Source organism: Paenibacillus sp. FSL R7-0312, from assembly GCF_038004445.1.
GTDB lineage: Bacteria > Bacillota > Bacilli > Paenibacillales > Paenibacillaceae > Paenibacillus_AQ.
On the sequence record NZ_JBBORE010000001.1, the window covers coordinates 3,781,944 to 3,799,560 of the forward strand.

Annotated in this window: 14 protein-coding genes; 13 read left to right on the forward strand and 1 reads right to left on the reverse strand. The window is 50.7% G+C overall.

Annotation, left to right across the window (positions count from 1 at the left end; translation table 11 throughout):
* The first annotated feature begins 10 nt into the window (after positions 1-10).
* The 4 genes from nirB (at position 11) to MKX70_RS16420 (ending at position 4,233) form a co-directional block, all read left to right on the forward strand.
* The gene (gene nirB, locus MKX70_RS16405) at positions 11-2,437 is read left to right on the forward strand and encodes a nitrite reductase large subunit NirB (protein ID WP_081956599.1); all 2,427 of its coding nucleotides are present in this window, start codon (positions 11-13) and stop codon (positions 2,435-2,437) included.
* A gap of 25 nt (positions 2,438-2,462) precedes the next feature.
* Positions 2,463-2,804: a nitrite reductase small subunit NirD gene (gene nirD / locus MKX70_RS16410; protein WP_042237941.1), complete on the forward strand. Its 342-nt coding sequence runs from the start codon at positions 2,463-2,465 to the stop codon at positions 2,802-2,804.
* Between the two features lie 24 nt (positions 2,805-2,828).
* Positions 2,829-3,647, forward strand: a complete 819-nt coding sequence (locus tag MKX70_RS16415) for a formate/nitrite transporter family protein (protein WP_042237939.1) — start codon at positions 2,829-2,831, stop codon at positions 3,645-3,647.
* A gap of 103 nt (positions 3,648-3,750) precedes the next feature.
* Positions 3,751-4,233 (forward strand): NUDIX hydrolase, encoded by a 483-nt coding sequence (locus MKX70_RS16420; protein ID WP_042237937.1) that lies wholly within the window; start codon positions 3,751-3,753, stop codon positions 4,231-4,233.
* 134 nt (positions 4,234-4,367) lie between these two features.
* On the opposite strand, the gene MKX70_RS16425 is transcribed toward MKX70_RS16420, so the two are convergent.
* Complete coding sequence (locus MKX70_RS16425) at positions 4,368-5,087, reverse strand: Crp/Fnr family transcriptional regulator (protein WP_216626496.1); 720 nt, start codon at positions 5,085-5,087, stop codon at positions 4,368-4,370.
* A 411-nt stretch (positions 5,088-5,498) separates the two neighbouring features.
* On the opposite strand from MKX70_RS16425, the gene MKX70_RS16430 reads away from it, so the two are divergent.
* The 9 genes from MKX70_RS16430 to MKX70_RS16470 all read left to right on the forward strand — a co-directional run bounded on the left by MKX70_RS16430 (position 5,499) and on the right by MKX70_RS16470 (position 17,617).
* A complete protein-coding gene (locus MKX70_RS16430) occupies positions 5,499-7,802 on the forward strand; it encodes a glycoside hydrolase family 65 protein (protein ID WP_042237935.1) in 2,304 nt (767 codons plus the stop codon).
* A complete protein-coding gene (locus MKX70_RS16435) occupies positions 7,802-10,138 on the forward strand; it encodes a glycosyl hydrolase family 65 protein (RefSeq protein WP_340784365.1) in 2,337 nt (778 codons plus the stop codon). The genes MKX70_RS16430 and MKX70_RS16435 overlap by 1 nt, the downstream gene beginning before the upstream one ends.
* 98 nt (positions 10,139-10,236) lie before the next feature.
* The gene (gene pgmB, locus MKX70_RS16440; protein WP_042237931.1) at positions 10,237-10,866 is read left to right on the forward strand and encodes a beta-phosphoglucomutase; all 630 of its coding nucleotides are present in this window, start codon (positions 10,237-10,239) and stop codon (positions 10,864-10,866) included.
* Between the two features lie 79 nt (positions 10,867-10,945).
* On the forward strand, positions 10,946-11,746 hold the full coding sequence (locus MKX70_RS16445; RefSeq protein WP_042242962.1) for an alpha/beta hydrolase: 801 nt from the start codon (positions 10,946-10,948) through the stop codon (positions 11,744-11,746).
* 40 nt (positions 11,747-11,786) lie between these two features.
* Complete coding sequence (locus MKX70_RS16450; RefSeq protein ID WP_042237929.1) at positions 11,787-12,296, forward strand: GNAT family N-acetyltransferase; 510 nt, start codon at positions 11,787-11,789, stop codon at positions 12,294-12,296.
* 18 nt (positions 12,297-12,314) lie between these two features.
* A complete protein-coding gene (locus MKX70_RS16455; protein WP_042237927.1) occupies positions 12,315-13,277 on the forward strand; it encodes an alpha/beta hydrolase in 963 nt (320 codons plus the stop codon).
* A 164-nt stretch (positions 13,278-13,441) separates the two neighbouring features.
* The gene (locus MKX70_RS16460) at positions 13,442-15,235 is read left to right on the forward strand and encodes a cache domain-containing sensor histidine kinase (RefSeq protein WP_042237926.1); all 1,794 of its coding nucleotides are present in this window, start codon (positions 13,442-13,444) and stop codon (positions 15,233-15,235) included.
* 13 nt (positions 15,236-15,248) lie between these two features.
* On the forward strand, positions 15,249-16,577 hold the full coding sequence (locus MKX70_RS16465) for a response regulator (protein ID WP_042237924.1): 1,329 nt from the start codon (positions 15,249-15,251) through the stop codon (positions 16,575-16,577).
* A gap of 116 nt (positions 16,578-16,693) precedes the next feature.
* The gene (locus MKX70_RS16470) at positions 16,694-17,617 is read left to right on the forward strand and encodes a carbohydrate ABC transporter permease (protein WP_042242960.1); all 924 of its coding nucleotides are present in this window, start codon (positions 16,694-16,696) and stop codon (positions 17,615-17,617) included.

Here is a 17,617-nt window from a genome sequence, read left to right on the forward strand (position 1 = left end):
GGTTCTACCAGTGACAGCGAACAGAGAAAAGTTAGTGCTGATTGGCAATGGCATGGCGGGTGTAGGCACTATTGAGCAGATTTTAAAGCTGGGCGGGGCTTATGATATCACGATTATCGGCAGTGAGCCGCATCCCAATTACAACCGGATTATGCTGTCCTATGTTCTCGAAGGCAGTAAAACCATTGAAGATATTATTCTGAATGACCGCCAGTGGTATGAAGATAACAATATTACCCTGCATACTGGAACGACTGTGATCCGGATTGATGAACAAACCAGGCAGGTGATTACTGATAACGGACAGGCGGTTCATTACGACAAGGTTATCATTGCTACGGGTTCTAATTCGTTTATATTACCTGTTCCTGGCAGTTTAAAAGACGGGGTAGTCGGCTTCCGTGATATCGCAGATTGCGATGCCATGCTGGCTGCAGCGAAGCAGTACCGCACGGCAGCTGTGATCGGCGGAGGTCTGCTTGGTCTTGAAGCAGCCAAAGGCCTCGTGAATCTGGGGATGGACGTTACCGTTGTGCATCTGCTTGAGGATCTGATGGAACGGCAACTGGACCGTACGGCATCTTCTATGCTGCAGGCGGAGCTTGCGCGTCAAGGTGTGAAATTCGCCATGGGTAAGCAGACGGTCGAATTGACTGGAGAAAAGCGGGTTACGGGGCTGCGCTTCAGTGACGGCAGTGAGTTGCCCGCAGAATTTGTGGTAATGGCAGTCGGAATTAAACCTAATGTTCAGCTTGCCAAGGATAGCGGCATCGAGGTTAACCGCGGGATTGTCGTCAATGACTATCTGCAGACCTCCATGGCTAATGTGTATTCTGTCGGTGAATGTACGGAGCACCGGGGCACCTGCTATGGTCTGGTAGCGCCTCTCTTCGAGCAGGGGATGGTACTGGCCAAGCATTTGTCTGGTGTGCAGACTCCGGGATACGAAGGTTCGGTTGTCGCGACGAAGCTCAAGATTTCCGGTGTTGATGTTTTCTCGGCCGGAGAGTTCACCGAAACAGCGGAGCATACCGTCATATCCGCCAAGGATGAGTGGAAGAGAACCTATAAGAAGATTCTGCTCAAAAACAACATTATTGTCGGCGCGGTTCTGTTCGGTGATGTAACGGAAGCAGCGAGCCTGCAGAAGCTGGTGAAGCAGGGAACAGAAATGACCGATGAGATCTATGGAGAGGTCATGGGCACAGGCTGCTGCGGCGGAGGCGGAGCCAAGAAAGGGCTATCGGTTGAAGCGATGGCCGATGAAGAAATTGTCTGCGGCTGCAACGGGGTAACCAAAAAGGCGATTGTTGATGCCGTTACGGAGAATGGATTCACTACAGTGGATGAGATCAAGGCTTGTACAGGCGCAACCCGCTCATGCGGCGGCTGTAAGCCTGTAGTTGAGCAGATTCTGCAGTTCGTTCTGGGAGATAGCTTCCAGCAAAGCGCCAAGCAGGGGATCTGCAGCTGTACCCCGCTTAGCCGGGATGAGATTGTAGCCGAAATTACGGCTAAAGGCCTCAAAACCACCAAAGAAGTTATGCATGTGCTGGACTGGAAGCAATCAGAAGGCTGTTCTAAATGCCGTCCTGCTGTGAACTATTATCTGGGTATGATCTATCCGGACACCCATGAGGACGAGAAGGAATCGCGCTTCGTGAATGAACGGATGAGCGCCAATATTCAGAAGGACGGAACTTATACGGTTGTTCCGCGGATGTACGGCGGGGTTACCACTCCAGAGGATTTGAAACGCATCGCCGATGTTTCCCTGAAGTATGATGTGAAGGTTGTGAAGGTGACCGGCGGGCAGCGTCTGGACCTGATCGGTGTCAAAAAAGAGGATGTGCCGAAGGTGTGGGAGGAGCTGGATATGCCATCCGGCTATGCCTATGCGAAATCCTTACGTACGGTCAAGACCTGCGTTGGTTCACAGTTCTGCCGCTTTGGCACACAGGATTCCATGGGCATGGGCGCTATGCTTGAGCGCAAGTATGAGCGCCTGGATATGCCAGCCAAGTTCAAAATGGCGGTTAACGGCTGTCCGCGCAACTGCGCAGAATCCTGCACGAAGGATATCGGCATTGTTGGCAACGACGGCGGCTGGGAAGTATTCATCGGCGGCAACGGCGGGATTAAGCCACGGATCGCAGATGCCTTCTGCAAGGTAAGAACCGATGAAGAGCTGGTCGAGGTCTGCTCCGCCGTAATGCAGTATTACCGTGAAACCGGAAATTACCTGGAGAGAACTTCAGAATGGGTAGAACGTATGGGCCTTGAGCATATCCAGAACGTTATTCTGGGCAGTGATGACAACCGGAAAGAACTCGCTGCACGGATCGACTTCGCCCTGGCACAAGTCAGCGATCCATGGAAAAAGATGCTGGATGACAACAGTACCCGCACAGCACTGTTCGAACAGACACGGGTCTAGCCTGAAGGGAGAGGGAGAGAAAATTATGGAACTCAGTAATCGAGAGTATGCAGTAGGAGCCGCAGACGATTTCATGCTGCAGATTGGCCGGGTAGTAAATGCAGGCGAGGTGGAGTTAGCGATATTCCGCACATCGGATGGCGCTTTCTATGCCGTGGAGAACCACAGTCCCCACCCCAAGGGCGGTCCGCTCGCTGAGGGGATTGTATCCGGCTATTATTTGTATGACCCGCTTCATGACTGGAAAATCGATCTGCGGACCGGAGAAGTTCAGGCTCCGGACCGCGGTCAGGCAGTAGTCCATCCGGTTGTTGTGGAGGACGGAGTCGTCAAGGTTAGTCTGCCTGCGGCAGTGGCAAGGCTATAAATTAAAAGAAGAGCAGGTGTAGATATGTTTACGCAGAGCGTAGAGAATATCGTTGAGACAGCCGTAGGCAAACGCGACAAGATGAATGAGAGCCTGCCCAAATATTTCTTGGCGGCACTCCTGGCAGGAGCTTATGTAGGTATTGGTATTATTCTGATCTTCTCGCTGGGGGCGCCGCTGGCAGCGATCAAGTCACCGTTCCAGCCGCTGATTATGGGTGCATCCTTCGGGATTGCCTTGACCCTGGTTGTATTCGCTGGCTCGGAGTTGTTCACAGGAAATAATATGTTCTTCACGGTAAGCACGCTTGCCGGGAGAACTACGGTCTGGGATACCGTGAAGAACTGGGTTCTCGTCTTCTTTGGCAATGTAGCCGGAGCAATAATCTTGGCCCTGCTCATTCAGGGTTCGGGACTGTTCAAGGCAGCTCCGGTGGATCATCTGATCTTCACTGCAGCAGCCAAGAAGATGAGCCTGCCGTTCTCGGAGCTGTTCTTCCGCGGTATTCTGTGTAACTGGCTTGTCTGTCTCGCACTGTGGATGTCCTCCCGTGCCAAGAGTGAAGCGGCGAAGCTGGTGCTGATCTGGTGGTGCCTGTTCGCCTTCATCGCAAGCGGCTACGAACACAGTGTAGCGAACATGACGCTGCTCAGCGTGGCAGTGCTGCTGCCGAATCACCCTGAGACCGTGAGCATTGCCGGCTGGCTGCATAACATGATTCCTGTTACGCTCGGCAATATCATCGGCGGCGGTGTATTCGTCGGCATGGCATACTGGCTGATCTCACCTGTGCGTAGTCCCCGTAAAGTATCAACTGCCATGCAGACTAAGAAAATAAGTTAATTTAGAAGCCCCGCAGTTTAATTACTGCGGGGCTTTTTTGTCACTGAAAGGAGCATCTATCTGTGGTAAGCTGTTTAGGACTCGAATCAGGGAGTGGACAGTCATGAAGAGCTTTAACCATTTTGGCGTATATGGAATTTGCCAGTGTGACCGCAAGCTGCTGGTAATTCATAAGGGAAGAGGGCCATACACGGGAAGATACGATCTGCCTGGTGGAAGACTCGAAGAGAACGAATCACTGCTTGACGGCCTGGTCAGAGAATTCAAGGAAGAGACCGGATTCACAGTCAAGGTAGAACGAAACCTGGGCATATTCGATTTTTTTGTCCGTTATCAGGAGGAAGAATTCACGCATATGCATCATTTGGCAGCGTTGTACCAGGTTGAATTGGACGGGGAGCAGACGCCAGCAGTTATTTCAGCTTTTGCGGAACAGGATTCGAGCGGAATGGAATGGGTGGAATTAGCACGGATCACGCTGGATTCGGCTTCACCGGCAGCTGTACTGGCAGCGAAATGGCTTAGCGGGGATGTGCTGACTATGGGGACGGAATACTATGATTCTTGGGAAATAAAGACCTTGTAGAATTGCTGGCAGCGCGGGAATCTCTTCAGCAGACAAGAAAAAAAGACGCCGGACAAGGCGCCTTCGACCACTCTATTAATTTATTGGGTCATATATGTTTCATTGAGGTGAATAGAGGGTATTATTATTAGGAATTAAATTCGGCAGATTTCGTTAGGGCACAATTCACAATGGCAGATGTCTTGAAGCATCGACAGATCCTTAATGACAATCATGCCGTTCTCATACTCTACAGCGTCTTTTTTACGCAGATCACTCAGCATGCGGTTAACACTCTCACGGGTAGCGCCGATCATGTTGGACAGGTCTGTATGCGTGATTTTTTTGTTGATCAGAATGCTGTCGCCTGTCTTCTCGCCATAGGTGTTGCCCAGACGGATCAGCGTAGAGCAGAGTGCACCTGGTTTGCCGTACATCATCAGATCGCGGAATTTCGTCTGCGTGAGACGGTGATGAATCCCCATCCATTTCATGAAGTCAATCGCGAAATCACAGTGCTGGCAGATCAGAATCTCCAGATCCTTCTGCTCGATGACGCCGACTTCACTTTCTTCAATTACTTCGGCAGTAAAGCTATGCTTCGTGCTGAAGAAGGGGTCTGCCTGACCAACCATGTCACCGGCCTGATACATATACAGGATTAGTTCCTTGCCTTCGTCAGTTGATTTGGTTAGTTTCACACGTCCACGTTTGATATAAAACAATTTATCCGAATAGTCGCCTTCCCAGAATAGGTGAGAGCCTTCAGGGACCATGCGCTCCTTCATTGTGACCAATAGCCGGTTAAAGTTCTGTTCGGAGAAACAGTTTGTATTGCCGCGGGCTTCGATAACATTATAATGTTCCTTTATCATAATCGACATCCCCTTTATTCCCTCAGTTTTTCAGTAAATTTTAAATTAATTATACATGTTAATTCCTCTTTATGGTTAAAAAATTTCGCGAAAAAGTGTCGATTTTTTTACATTGTGATAATTTTCACTTCGTTTGTGTGAAATATGATATGTTTTCGCACCAAAAGTGGGTCCATAACCTGTATTACAGGATATTATAGCAGCTGTCTCCTATTCTGGATAGATCCTGGGAGCTTGCGGCTTTTTTTGTTTTTGCTGGATCTCCCCATTTCCGTAAAAATGCACATAACTCCGTTATAAGCAGACCTTGGTCCTGAAGGTACTTAGAGATACTCTGGAACTGAGCGTCCGTACCTCCGTGGACAACTGCGGGAAGGGCGGAACATTCCCTTAGAGAAGGAGAAATCAAATATGGCAAAAGTGGCGGACAAATATCTGAAGGTCGATCCGTGGGCGATAATAGAAGAGGGCTTTGATCCGGAGCGTAACCGGACCTCGGAATCGATTTTTTCACTGGGCAATGAGTATATGGGCGTGCGGGGGTATGCCGAAGAAGGGTACAGCGGAGATTCACTGCCTGGCAGCTACTTGAATGGGCTAAACGAGCAGATGAATGTCGGCAACCATTATAAGGGCATTATCCGGACACTCCGTTATATGGTGAATGCGGTGGACTGGCTGTATACGCGAATATCCGTTGATGGCTTACAGCTCGATCTGGCTCATAGCAAGGTTACGAATTACTCCCGCAGACTGGATTTCCGTACCGGGACATTCCGGAGGGAATTCATCTGGCATCTGCCGGACGGCAAACAGCTGCAGATCAGCTTCGCGCGCCTGGTAAGTATGACAATGTCTCATCTGGGTCTGCAGCAGATCACCTTTGAGCCGCTTAACTTCACGGGGAGTGTAGATATCTGTACGGGTCTTGATTTCAACATGATCCACGAAGAACACGGCCAGAGCATGTGGAAGCAGCTGCGCAGCGGAGACGTAGAGGCAGTTACAGCTATCCTGGGAAGTACGCTGACAACCGGGAACAAGCTTTTCTCCGGGTTTATACTTCAGTCCTCCCAGCCACTAAATACAGAGCTTGTGGAGCGTGACCGGTTCATCGGACGGAAGTTCTCTCTTGAACTGTCTCAAGGAGAACCGGCTTCCTTCACCAAGCTCGTCGTGAATGCGGCGGACAACAAAGCCTCCCGTACGGAGGATAGCCTCTGGGCTGAAGGTATGGAGCTTGCGGCCGGGGTAAGCGGGCTGGAAAAGCAACAGGTGTTTGCTGACCAAGCCTCTTACTGGAGTGGTATCTGGGCAACCAGTGATATCACTATTGAAGGCGATCCCGAGAATCAGCAGGGGATAAGGTTCTGCATTTTCCAGCTGTATCAGACCTATCATGGAGATCATCCGGGCTATAACATCGGTGCCAAAGGGCTGACGGGAGAAGCATACCGCGGTCTGGCCTTCTGGGATACGGAATCCTACTGTCTGCCGTTCTATATGTTCAATAATCCGAAGGCGGCCCGCAGCCTGCTGGAGTTCCGCTATAAGTCACTGCCGGAAGCCATGCAGCGCGGGAAGGATGTGGATTGCGAAGGTGCTTTTTATCCCATTGCCACGATTGACGGGACTGAGAGCTGTGATCTGTGGCAGCACTCTAACCTTCAGCTGCATGTTGGAACAGCTGTTTCCTACGGCATCTGGCATTATGTGAAGAATACAGGTGACCGGGAATTCCTCTACAGCAAAGGTGCTGAGATGCTGATTCAGATCAGCCGCTTCTATGCAACCCGCGGCCAGTGGGGTCAGCGCAGCGGAGAATACGGTTATTTCGGAGTAATGGGACCTGACGAATTTCAGCTGATGGTCAACAATAACTGCTATATCAATCTGATGGCTAAGAAATTATTTGAATTCACACTCGAAACCATTGCCGAGATGAAGGTGAAGACGCCTGAAGCATATGCAGCCGTTGTTGCCAAAACGGAGCTCCGCGAAGAGGAATTGGCGGATTGGGACAACAAACACGAGCATATGAAGATTCCGCTGGATACGGAGAGCGGGGTGTATGAGGAGCATGACGGATTTTTTGATATGCCTCATATTGATATTCACTCGATTCCGGTATCCGAATTCCCGCTCTACTCGAATTGGTCTTATGACCGCCTGTACCGCTATGACATGATCAAGCAGCCGGATGTGCTGATGTTCATGTTCTTATATAACGGACAGTTCTCCAGAGAAGCCAAGCTTGCGAATTATGAATACTACGAATCCAGATGTATCCATGAATCTTCACTCTCGCCGTCCATTCATTCCATTCTGGCCAGTGAAGTCGGCAAACATGAGGAAGCGTATCATTTCTTCGAATTCGCTACCCGGCTGGATCTGGATAACTACAACCGAAATACCAGAGAAGGATTGCATACAACTTCGATTGCAGCAGCCTGGATGAACATTGTGTACGGCTTCGGCGGCATGCGTTCTGATGGTACCCGTCTGTCCTTCCAGCCTACACTGCCGCAGCGCTGGACCTCCTATAGCTTCCAGGTGAGGGTTGAGGGCGTGCTGCTCGGAATTATTGTGAACAAGGATTCGGTTAGCTTCAGAGCCATAGAGGGTGGAAGCACTGAGGTTATGATTTACGGACGGCTGGTGAAGGTGGATGTTGCAGGTACGAAGCTTCCGCTGGGTGAAGGGATGATGGCATAATGAACTGGACCGTAAGCGAAAGCAGCTTCGAACCTGGCAGGATTACAACCAACGGGAATAAATATATGACCGGTAACGGGTATATGGGCTTCCGGGGTGTGCTCGAGGAGTTCGGCAAGGAGCAGCTCACGGCGGTTACTTTGGCCGGGGTATACGACAGAGCGGGAGATAAATGGCGCGAGCCGGTGAATGCCCCGAACGGTATGTTCACCGTAATCAGCTGTGACGGGAAAGTGCTTAGCGTTCTGGAGACGGAGCCGCAGGCTCATATACAGAGCCTGGAACTCCGCGCAGCAGTCCACCGGCGGGAGACGGTGTTCAGTGTCCGGGACGGTGGACAGTTGACCCTCACAGCGGAGCGGTTCGTCAGCATGGATCAGCTGCATGTGCTGGCCGGTAAATGGACAATTCATAGTACGGTGGATTGCCGGATAGAGATTGAAACAGGGATTGACGGTGAGGTCTGGGATATCAACGGCCCCCATCTGTTTGAGCAGCGGAATCAGCTGAAGGAAGGCGTGCTCCTGGCAACGGCTGTTACGGGTGAATTACAGCTGCCGGTCGCGGTTGCTGAGCAGGCGGATTTCGCGTTTGCGGAGCAGCGTATCCATGGGGAGGCAGCGCTCCGGACGGTTTCTTTTGACGCCAAGGCTGGAGAGATCTATGAATGGTACAAATATGTGGCCGTCTTCACCGGGCTGGACATGGAGGGGGAAGCTGCTGTACAGGCGGTACGAACAGTCAGGACTGCGGCTGCGGCAGGTTATGCAGAGCTGCTGGCAGCCCATTGCCGGAAATGGGAAGAGCGGTGGTTAAGCAGCGATGTGGTGATCGAAGGAGATAATGATGCGCAGTTCGCTCTCCGGTACAGCATTTATCAGCTGCTGATTATTGCGCCAACGTTGTCTGAGAAAGTATCCATTCCTGCACGCGGCCTATCCGGCCAAGTCTATAAAGGAGCTGTGTTCTGGGATACGGAAATGTTCATGCTGCCGTTCTTCCTGCATAGTGATCCCGGCATTGCCCGCAATCTGATGATGTACCGCATCCATACACTGGACGGTGCCCGCCGTAAGGCAGCAGAGTATGGGTATCTGGGTGCTTTTTATGCCTGGGAGAGCCAGGATTCGGGAGATGATGCCTGTACACTGTTCAATGTGAATGATGTGTTTACCGGACGGCCAATGCGGACCTATTTCCGGGATAAGCAGGTGCATATCAGTGCAGATGTCGTGCACGGGATCTGGCAGTATATCCAGTTCACCGGAGATGACAGTATGCTTGCGGACGGCGGAGCTGAAGTCATCTGGGAGTGTGCACGTTTCTTGTACTCGTATGCTTATTATAATCCGGTGAAGAAACGTTACGAGATTCTGGATGTTACCGGACCGGATGAATATCATGAGCGGGTCAACAATAATGCGTTCACCAATGCTCTGGTGCAGGAGACACTGGAAATTGCACTGCGGACAGCGGGTCTGCTGCAGGACAAATACCCGGCTGTGTATGCGGAGCTGGCAGGACGGTTTGCTGAGGGGCCGTTCCTGGCTGAGTTCACAGATATGCTGGAGCATTTCTATGTTCCGCAGCCGGACCCGGACACCCTGGTTATTGAACAGTTCGACCGCTATCTGAAGCTGGAAGAGGTTGCACTGGCTGAGCTGAAATCACGGGTGATCAACAAACATGAATACTGGGGTGGAGGCAACGGGCTGGCCACCTCCACAAGAATATTGAAGCAGGCTGATATCGTGCTGATGCTGAACCTGTTCAAAGAGAAATTCAGTAAGGAAGTGAAGAGGGCCAACTGGGAATTCTATGAGCCGCGAACCGAGCATGGTTCCAGCCTTAGTCCGTGCATTTACGCACTTGTCGCTGCCGATATCGGCTTACCTGACTGGGGATATCCGTACTTTATGCGTACAGCCACTGTAGATCTCACCGGAGAATCGAAGCAGTATGTTGGCGATCTCTATATCGGCGGGACCCATCCGGCTGCGAACGGCGGCGCATGGATGGCAGCGGTGCTCGGCTTCGGAGGTCTTCAGTTTGATGGTGTGACCGCTGTGATGAATCCGGCGCTGCCTAAGGCGTGGACAGCTGTGGAGCTGCCGGTTGTGCTGCGAGGAGGCAGCTTCCGGCTGCAGATCAGCCGGGAAGAGATCACCGTCACCGCGGCGCCGGACAACAGTGAAGCTGTAGCATTCGCCGGCTTCGGCGGCGAACCGGAGCTGTGCCGTCCGGGCATACAGCTGCGGCTGCGGGCTCAGGGTAGAGTGGAAGGGGCTGCAGAGGAGAATGCGGACTCCGGAGTCACGACAATTCGGCAACATTAGAATTAATATTGTATGCTGGGCAGGAATTAGATAATTTACCGGATCTTCACTACAAAATAATCAAGCAAACAAGAAGCAATAAGGAGGACATATAACAGATGCTGGAGCAAATGAAAGGTGCTATTTTTGATCTGGACGGTGTAATTGTAGATACCGCCAAATATCACTATCTTGCGTGGCGCTCGCTGGCAGAAGAGCTTGGATTCCAGTTCACGGTAGAGCATAATGAACGGCTCAAGGGTGTCAGCCGGATGAGGTCACTGGATATCCTGCTGGAGATTGGCAGGCTGGAATTCAGTGAAGCGGAGAAGCTTGTCATGGCAGATAAGAAAAACCGCCTTTACGTGGAATACATCTCCGGACTGGATGAATCGGAGCTGCTGCCTGGTGTCATGACATACCTCAGCGGTCTTAGAATGCGCGGTGTAGGGGTTGCCCTCGGTTCAGCCAGTAAGAATGCCGTATTTATACTGGATAAGCTGAATATTGCTGGGCTGTTCGATGCCGTTGTTGACGGCAATAAGGTATCCCGGGCAAAACCGGACCCGGAAGTGTTTCAGACTGCCTGCCGGGAACTGGGCCTGCAGCCGCAGGACTGCGTGGTATTCGAGGATGCCGAGGCCGGTGTAGCCGCCGGGAAAGCTGCGGGAATGCAGGTCGTTGGCATCGGGAAACGGGAAGTGCTGAAGGAGGCAGATCTGGTAGTATCCGGATTGCATGATCTGTAAGACCTTGATAGAATTGCCTAGAGGAACTTATTTCCTCTACTACCTATTCTATTATAGAAGGAAAGCTTGAGGGATGATGATGGAAACGTTATTGCTATGGCCTGAGGGTGCGCCCGGAGCGCTGGGAAACAGTGATGAGGACCGGCCCGCGATTACACCTTATTTAGTTGAAGGCAAGCAGAATGCCGCTGTTGTGATTTGTCCGGGAGGCGGCTATGCGATGCGTGCCGATCACGAGGGAGGGCCGGTTGCAGAATGGTTGAACACACTCGGGATTTCAGCGTTTGTGCTGCGCTACCGTGTTGCACCTTATAAATACCCGAGTGCGCTACAGGATGCGCAAAGAGCGTTGCGGACGATCCGCTTCCGGGCGGATGAATTCGGAATTGACCCGGACCGACTGGCCATTCTGGGCTTCTCCGCCGGTGGACATCTGGCTTCGACGGCCGGGGTGTTATATGATCTGGGAAATCCCGATCATCCGGAGCCGCTGGAGAGGCTGTCCAGCCGGCCGGACCGGCTGATTCTATGCTACCCGGTCATTTCCATGACCGAAGGGGTAACGCATCAGGGCTCGAAGGAGAACCTGCTGGGAGTAAGCCCGGATGAGCAATTGCCGCTGCGGCTTAGCAGTGAGTTCCAGGTGAGCGCAGAGACTCCGCCAACATTCCTCTGGCATACCTCAGATGACGCTTCCGTTCCCGTAGAGAACAGCCTGCTGTTCGCCGCAGGGCTGAGCCGTCACCGTGTTCCGTTCGATCTGCACATTTATGCACATGGGATACACGGGATTGGTTTAGGAGCCGATGAGCCGCATACACGGACCTGGACCGATGCCTGTGCTTCCTGGCTGGAATTGAACGGCTATACCAAAGCATGAGCGTCTGCTTCGATGTCCGCGCCCAAAGGAGGTACATATAATGAAACTTAGATTTCCACATGTGCATACAGCGGAAGAAACCGCTGAAGTTGCCCGATTGGCGGCAGAAATATGGCGCGAATATTATGTTTCCATTATTACCGCCGAGCAGATCGAGTATATGCTTGACAAGTACCAGTCGGTTCCTGCAATTACGCAGCAGATCCATCATCAGGGTTATGAATATTACTTAATCCATAACGGGGAAGGCGCCACGGTGGGGTATATGTCGGCGAGACAAGAGGAAGGAAAGCTCTTCTTGAGCAAGTTCTATATAGGCAAGGAGTACAGGGGTCGCAGCTATGCCAGCCAAGCGTTGGCCTTCCTGGAGAAGCTGTGCCAAGAGCGGAACCTGACTCATATTTGGCTAACGGTCAATCGTGATAATGCATCCAGCATTGCAGTCTATAAGAGAAAAGGCTTTCGGACCCTAAGGGAACAAATGGCGGATATCGGGAATGGATTCGTCATGGATGATTTTATTATGGAAAAAGAAATTCCGGTCCCCTGAGAGAGGGACGGCATATTTATGAACAAGGATTCTTCCTATAATCAATCGGTGACCTATTGGAAACAATATCAAAAGTTTTTCCCTGATGACATGCAGATCAATGAAAGTCACTTACCCACAGAAGAGTGGATGACCTGGAACAATGCTCATATTCACCTGGATCGTATGCCTGTTCCTGATGCACAATTGAAAATCATTTTCATTCATGGAGCTGGCGGCAATGGCAGGTTGCTCGCTCCTTATGCACGAATGCTGCAAACCTACGGTTATGAAGTAGTGTCGCCGGATCTGCCGCCTTATGGTCTAAGCTATACCGATTCAGCGGAATCATTGGATTATCAGCTCTGGATTGACATCCTTAATGAATTGATCGAACAGGAGCTGAAACGGGACGGCAAGCCTGTCATTCTGCTGGGCTCCAGTATTGGAGGCATGTTAGCTTATCACACGGCTGTACAAAGTAAACGGGTCAAAGGGTTGATTGCAACAACATTTGTGGATACGAGTGATTCAAAAGTTCGTGATCAGTTAGCTCCTAACAAACTCATTAGCCGGTTAGGGGGATGGTGTATGAATCAATTCCCTTCCCTATTAGACTCCTTGCAGATCTCTGTCAATAAAGTATCCCGGATGAAATGGATCACGAACAACGCTGAACTGACCAGACTCATTATGAATGATCCTCTTGCGGCAGGCACATCTATTCCCTTACGCTTATTAAGAACGTTCTTAAATATGAAACCTGTGATTAAACCTGAGAACTTTGAGGTTTGCCCGGTATTGCTCGTTCATCCTCAATTAGACCCTATGACTCCTTACCGCTTCAGTAAACCGTTTTATGATAATCTCAAAAGCAGAAAAGAGTATGTGAGTTTAGAGGGTGCGGGTCATTTTCCGATTGAACAACGGGGGCTGGAGCAGATGATTGTTGCTGTGCTTGCTTTTTTGAGAACGATAGAGAACGAACTCGAGAGAGAATGATTGTGATAATAACCAGTCTGACACGGTAGCTTCGTGTTATGGCTGGTTTTTGTTTAAATATAATAATGGTGAAACTCCATACAAATGAACATAAAGAACTTTGAAATAAACATATGTAAGCGCTTGTAGGTTTGTTATATTATTGAAACTGGAGGTGTATCCAGATGTTGTCGATGCTTATTAAACCTATCGTGAAGCTGAACGTCAAGCAGCAGCTGATTCTGCTGTTCCTGATTATGATCTCGCCCATCCTGATTTTGAACAGCTACGGCAACTATAAGGCAGAAGAGATTCTTAAGCGCCACGTCACCAATGCCTATGTGGAGCTGAACAAGCAGAATTTCGCCATCATTAACAGAGATATTGATACGGTTAACAAAATAACAACGACCGTCATCCAGAATCCGATCCTGCAGCAGCTCAATATGAGCGGGGATGATCCCGTGCTTGAACGCGTTGAGCGGTACGAAACCATTGAGAAGCTGCTGGGCAGCTACTCCCAGGGAGCCGAGCGGGGCGACGGGATCTATTACTCGCTGTATGTGTATGATCCGGATAACTATTACTTTTTCGCTCCCAATTTTCCTCAGGTGAAGAAGGCGGGGGTTTATTTTTTCTCCAAGGGTGAAATGCCGTATTGGTTCGAGCAGGTGGTGCAGCAGAAGGGCCACGGTTATCTGATGTTCACCGAGAAGCTGAGCCCGCAGGCCGAGGATCTGAAGACACTCACTTATGTCCGGGCAGTTAATAATATCTATAGAGGTGCTGGGACGATCGGTGTGCTCGTTGTGACCAAGATGGAATCGAAGATCGGTGAATCGCTGAAATCCATCTCCCTGCCGGACGGGGAAATTTATCTGACCGACATGAGTAACCGTGTGCTTGCCTCTACTACGAATTCAACGGGGGAAGTTATTGCTCTGCCTGAGGGATCTGAAGCCGGTGACCCGGAGGGGACCGAGGATATCATCACGGATGACTTCATATATGTAGTCAACAACAATCACGCCTTCGAGCAGAAGCTGGTGTATAAGGTTCCGGTCAAGGCGCTGCTGCAGCAGCAGAACGAAATGAAACGTGTCATTCAATACATAACCGTTGCGTACGCACTGTTTGGGCTGATCATCATCACCTACTTCTGGCGTTCGCTGATGACTCCTTTGCAGAAGCTGGCTTTTTTTGTGCGCAAGTATGAGCCTGGCAACCGCGTTCCCGAGACTCCCCGGAGAGGCAGCAATGATGAGGTCAGTGTGCTGATCGCTTCCACCTATGATATGGCCCGCAGGCTCAACAGCCTGATCATGTACAAATACCAGATGGAGATCAAGCAGAAGGAATCTCAGCTGCAGCTGCTCTATCAGCAGATCAATCCGCATTTACTATACAACACCCTGGAGAGTATTTATTGGAAAAGCTCGCTGGAGGGCAATGTGGAATCCGCGGAAATGATCAAGGAATTATCCAAGCTGATGAAGATCAGCTTAAGCCGGGGGAGAGAGCTGATCACGCTTGAGGAGGAGCTTGAGCATGCCAGTGCCTACATCAAGCTGCAGCAGCATCGGTATGACTATGTGTTCGCCGTCATCTGGAATATTGCTCCTGAAACCAAAAGCAATCTGATTCCCAAGATCACCCTGCAGCCGTTAATCGAAAATGCCATTATTCACGGTGTCAAAAATATGGATGAGGACGGCGAAATCATCATCACCTCCGTTCTGCAGAATGACAGGATTCTGATTACCATTGAGGATAACGGCTATAAGCAGGTCGACTACAAGGCAATTGATCTGGTGCTGAATGATGAGAGCCCCAATCCTGTCAGCGGATATGGCATCCGTAATATTAATCAGCGGGTTCATCTGCATTTTGGCCCGGACTACGGAATCAGCTATGGCCCGCGTGCCGCCGGAGGAACCGTCGTGACAGTAACCCTTCCGAAATCAGAGACTATAGAGTAGAGGAGATATCCTGATGTTCAATATATTAGTTGTTGATGATGAGCCGCTCATTTGTAAAGGACTCAGCAATCTGCTGGCTGCCTCCGGGCTGGATATCGATCATATTTTCACCGCGAACAGCGGGTTTGAGGCACTGGATTGTATCCGGATGGAAGAGATCGATCTGCTCGTCACGGATATTCAAATGGGTGCAATGAGCGGGATCGAATTGATGCAGCATGCCAAAATGACCAAGCCCTGGGTGCAGACGATTGTCATCTCTGCGCACGAGACCTTTCAATATGCCCAGATGGCCGTCCGGCTGGGAGCCAAGGATTACCTGATCAAGCCGCTGAACAGCGAGCAGTTTCTGGACTCGGTGCGGAGTGTTGTGCTCAAAATGGATAAACCTTCCCCCGAGCTGGTCACCTATATGGCCGATATCAGTGAAAGCTTCCGTCTGGAGGAGCCGCTTCCGGAATACAGCAAGCTGCTGAATGTACTGCTGGCCGAAACGGCTGCGGTGCTGGGAACGGAGGAAGAGCTGCGCAAGCTGGACGAACTGAAGCTGCAGGGGCCGTTCTTTGCTGTAATCAAGATCAAGCTCCCCTTCCCGGAGGAGCACCATGCACAGAAATATACCTCCCGTGACCACGGACTGCTGCGTTACGCTGTTCTTAATATTGCCAAGGAGCTGCTGAATCAGGAGTGGAATTCCACAGCATTCTATTCCCCCGATGAAGAGATTACGGTCATTATTCAGTGGGATGAGAAGAGCTACGAGGAATCGGCGACAGGCCAAGTGAGCAGGCTGGATGCGCTGGGCCGCAGTCTGCATTTCAATATTCACCGTTATCTGCATCTGAATGCTGTAATAGGGATCAGCCAGATTCTGAAGGGAATCAGTTTCATGGATGTGCTGAACCGGCAGGCTTCGAAGGCCATTCTCTGGAACAAGGAGCATGCGGACCATTATGTGTTCTACTACGGGGATTTCAACTGGAACAACTATGCTGCCGATCCTTCCGCCGAGGAGCTGCATACGCACAGCAATCTGATTGTGCAGAAGGCGAAGGAATATATCGATGAGAATTACGCCCAGAAGGGCTTGACCATCCATGAAGTAGCCAAGAAGAATCATGTCAGCCCCAATTACCTGAGTTATCTCTTTAAGAAAAATACAGGCCATAACCTGTGGGAATATGTCATCAAGCTGCGGATGGAGGACAGCCGGGAGATGATTCTGAATACCGATCTGCGCCGTTATGAGATTGCCGAGCGGGTGGGGTATGAGTCGCCGGAGCATTTCAGCAAGATTTTCAAAAAATACTATGGAATCAGCCCCAGCGAATTGAAGAAGTAAAAACGCTTACGATTGCCATAGATATAGACATGTTCAGTCCCTCCCCCATTTCCTACAATTAAGGTAGGAGGCGCTTTGCGAAAGTGCTGAAAGACGAAAGGAATGAGGGAGCCAGAATGAACCAGTCTGCTGCGTTACACGATCAACTTCCAGCGGAACTAGAGAGCAAGCCGTATAAACAGAACCGCTGGAAAAAGAACTTTTGGGGCTTTATGTTCCTCGTCCCCGCAATCATCATCTTTATCATGTTTATGTGGGTGCCCATTTTCAAAGGATTTCTGTACAGCTTCTACACGGTGGATTTCGTCAAAGGAAATACATTCGTAGGCATGGACAATTATGCCAGAGCGCTCACGGATTCGGATGTGCTTATCGCTGTGAAGAACACCCTGTACTACATGCTGCTGTGTCTTGTAATCGGTTTCTGGGTTCCGATTGCGTTTGCGATCGCGATTTCGGAGCTGAGAAAATTCGGCGGATTCGTACGTGTAGCAGCGTATTTGCCTTATGTCATGCCTGCGGTTGTCTTGTACGGACTGTGGAGATGGCTGTATGATCCCGTCGGACCGATTAATGCCCTGATTGGCAGCACGGGGGCGGACCAGATCGCCTTCCTGACCGATACCAGGTGGTCGATGATCTCGCTTGTCTTCATGGAGACCTGGCAGCAATTCGGCTCGGGGATGCTCATCTATCTGGCTGCCGTGCTCAGTATTCCCAGGGACTGGTATGAGGCCGCCGAGATTGACGGAGCCGGAGTCTGGGCACGCATCCGCCATATTACACTGCCTTCGCTGCGCAATCTGATTCTGCTCATGCTGATTCTGCAGATCATTGCTACCTCTCAAGGGTACCAGTCGCAGATGGCCCTGCTCGACGGAGGACCGAACAATGCTACGCTGACCTATGCGCTGCTCATTGTGAAATATGCTTTTACAAGACTGGATTATGGTACGGCGACTGCGCTGGGAATGCTGATGTTTGTTGTTCTGGGCGGTTTGGGCATTTTACAGTTCAAGCTTAACAAGGAGGACAACTAG

What these genes read in the sequence shown, in the direction of transcription:
- nirD (WP_042237941.1), top strand. Translation starts at nt 2,463, where the DNA reads ATGGAACTCAGTAATCGAGAGTATGCAGTAGGAGCCGCAGACGATTTC.
- MKX70_RS16415 (WP_042237939.1), top strand. Translation starts at nt 2,829, where the DNA reads ATGTTTACGCAGAGCGTAGAGAATATCGTTGAGACAGCCGTAGGCAAA.
- MKX70_RS16420 (WP_042237937.1), top strand. Translation starts at nt 3,751, where the DNA reads ATGAAGAGCTTTAACCATTTTGGCGTATATGGAATTTGCCAGTGTGAC.
- MKX70_RS16425 (WP_216626496.1), bottom strand. Translation starts at nt 5,087, where the DNA reads ATGATAAAGGAACATTATAATGTTATCGAAGCCCGCGGCAATACAAAC.
- MKX70_RS16430 (WP_042237935.1), top strand. Translation starts at nt 5,499, where the DNA reads ATGGCAAAAGTGGCGGACAAATATCTGAAGGTCGATCCGTGGGCGATA.
- MKX70_RS16435 (WP_340784365.1), top strand. Translation starts at nt 7,802, where the DNA reads ATGAACTGGACCGTAAGCGAAAGCAGCTTCGAACCTGGCAGGATTACA.
- pgmB (WP_042237931.1), top strand. Translation starts at nt 10,237, where the DNA reads ATGCTGGAGCAAATGAAAGGTGCTATTTTTGATCTGGACGGTGTAATT.
- MKX70_RS16445 (WP_042242962.1), top strand. Translation starts at nt 10,946, where the DNA reads ATGGAAACGTTATTGCTATGGCCTGAGGGTGCGCCCGGAGCGCTGGGA.
- MKX70_RS16450 (WP_042237929.1), top strand. Translation starts at nt 11,787, where the DNA reads ATGAAACTTAGATTTCCACATGTGCATACAGCGGAAGAAACCGCTGAA.
- MKX70_RS16455 (WP_042237927.1), top strand. Translation starts at nt 12,315, where the DNA reads ATGAACAAGGATTCTTCCTATAATCAATCGGTGACCTATTGGAAACAA.
- MKX70_RS16460 (WP_042237926.1), top strand. Translation starts at nt 13,442, where the DNA reads ATGTTGTCGATGCTTATTAAACCTATCGTGAAGCTGAACGTCAAGCAG.
- MKX70_RS16465 (WP_042237924.1), top strand. Translation starts at nt 15,249, where the DNA reads ATGTTCAATATATTAGTTGTTGATGATGAGCCGCTCATTTGTAAAGGA.
- MKX70_RS16470 (WP_042242960.1), top strand. Translation starts at nt 16,694, where the DNA reads ATGAACCAGTCTGCTGCGTTACACGATCAACTTCCAGCGGAACTAGAG.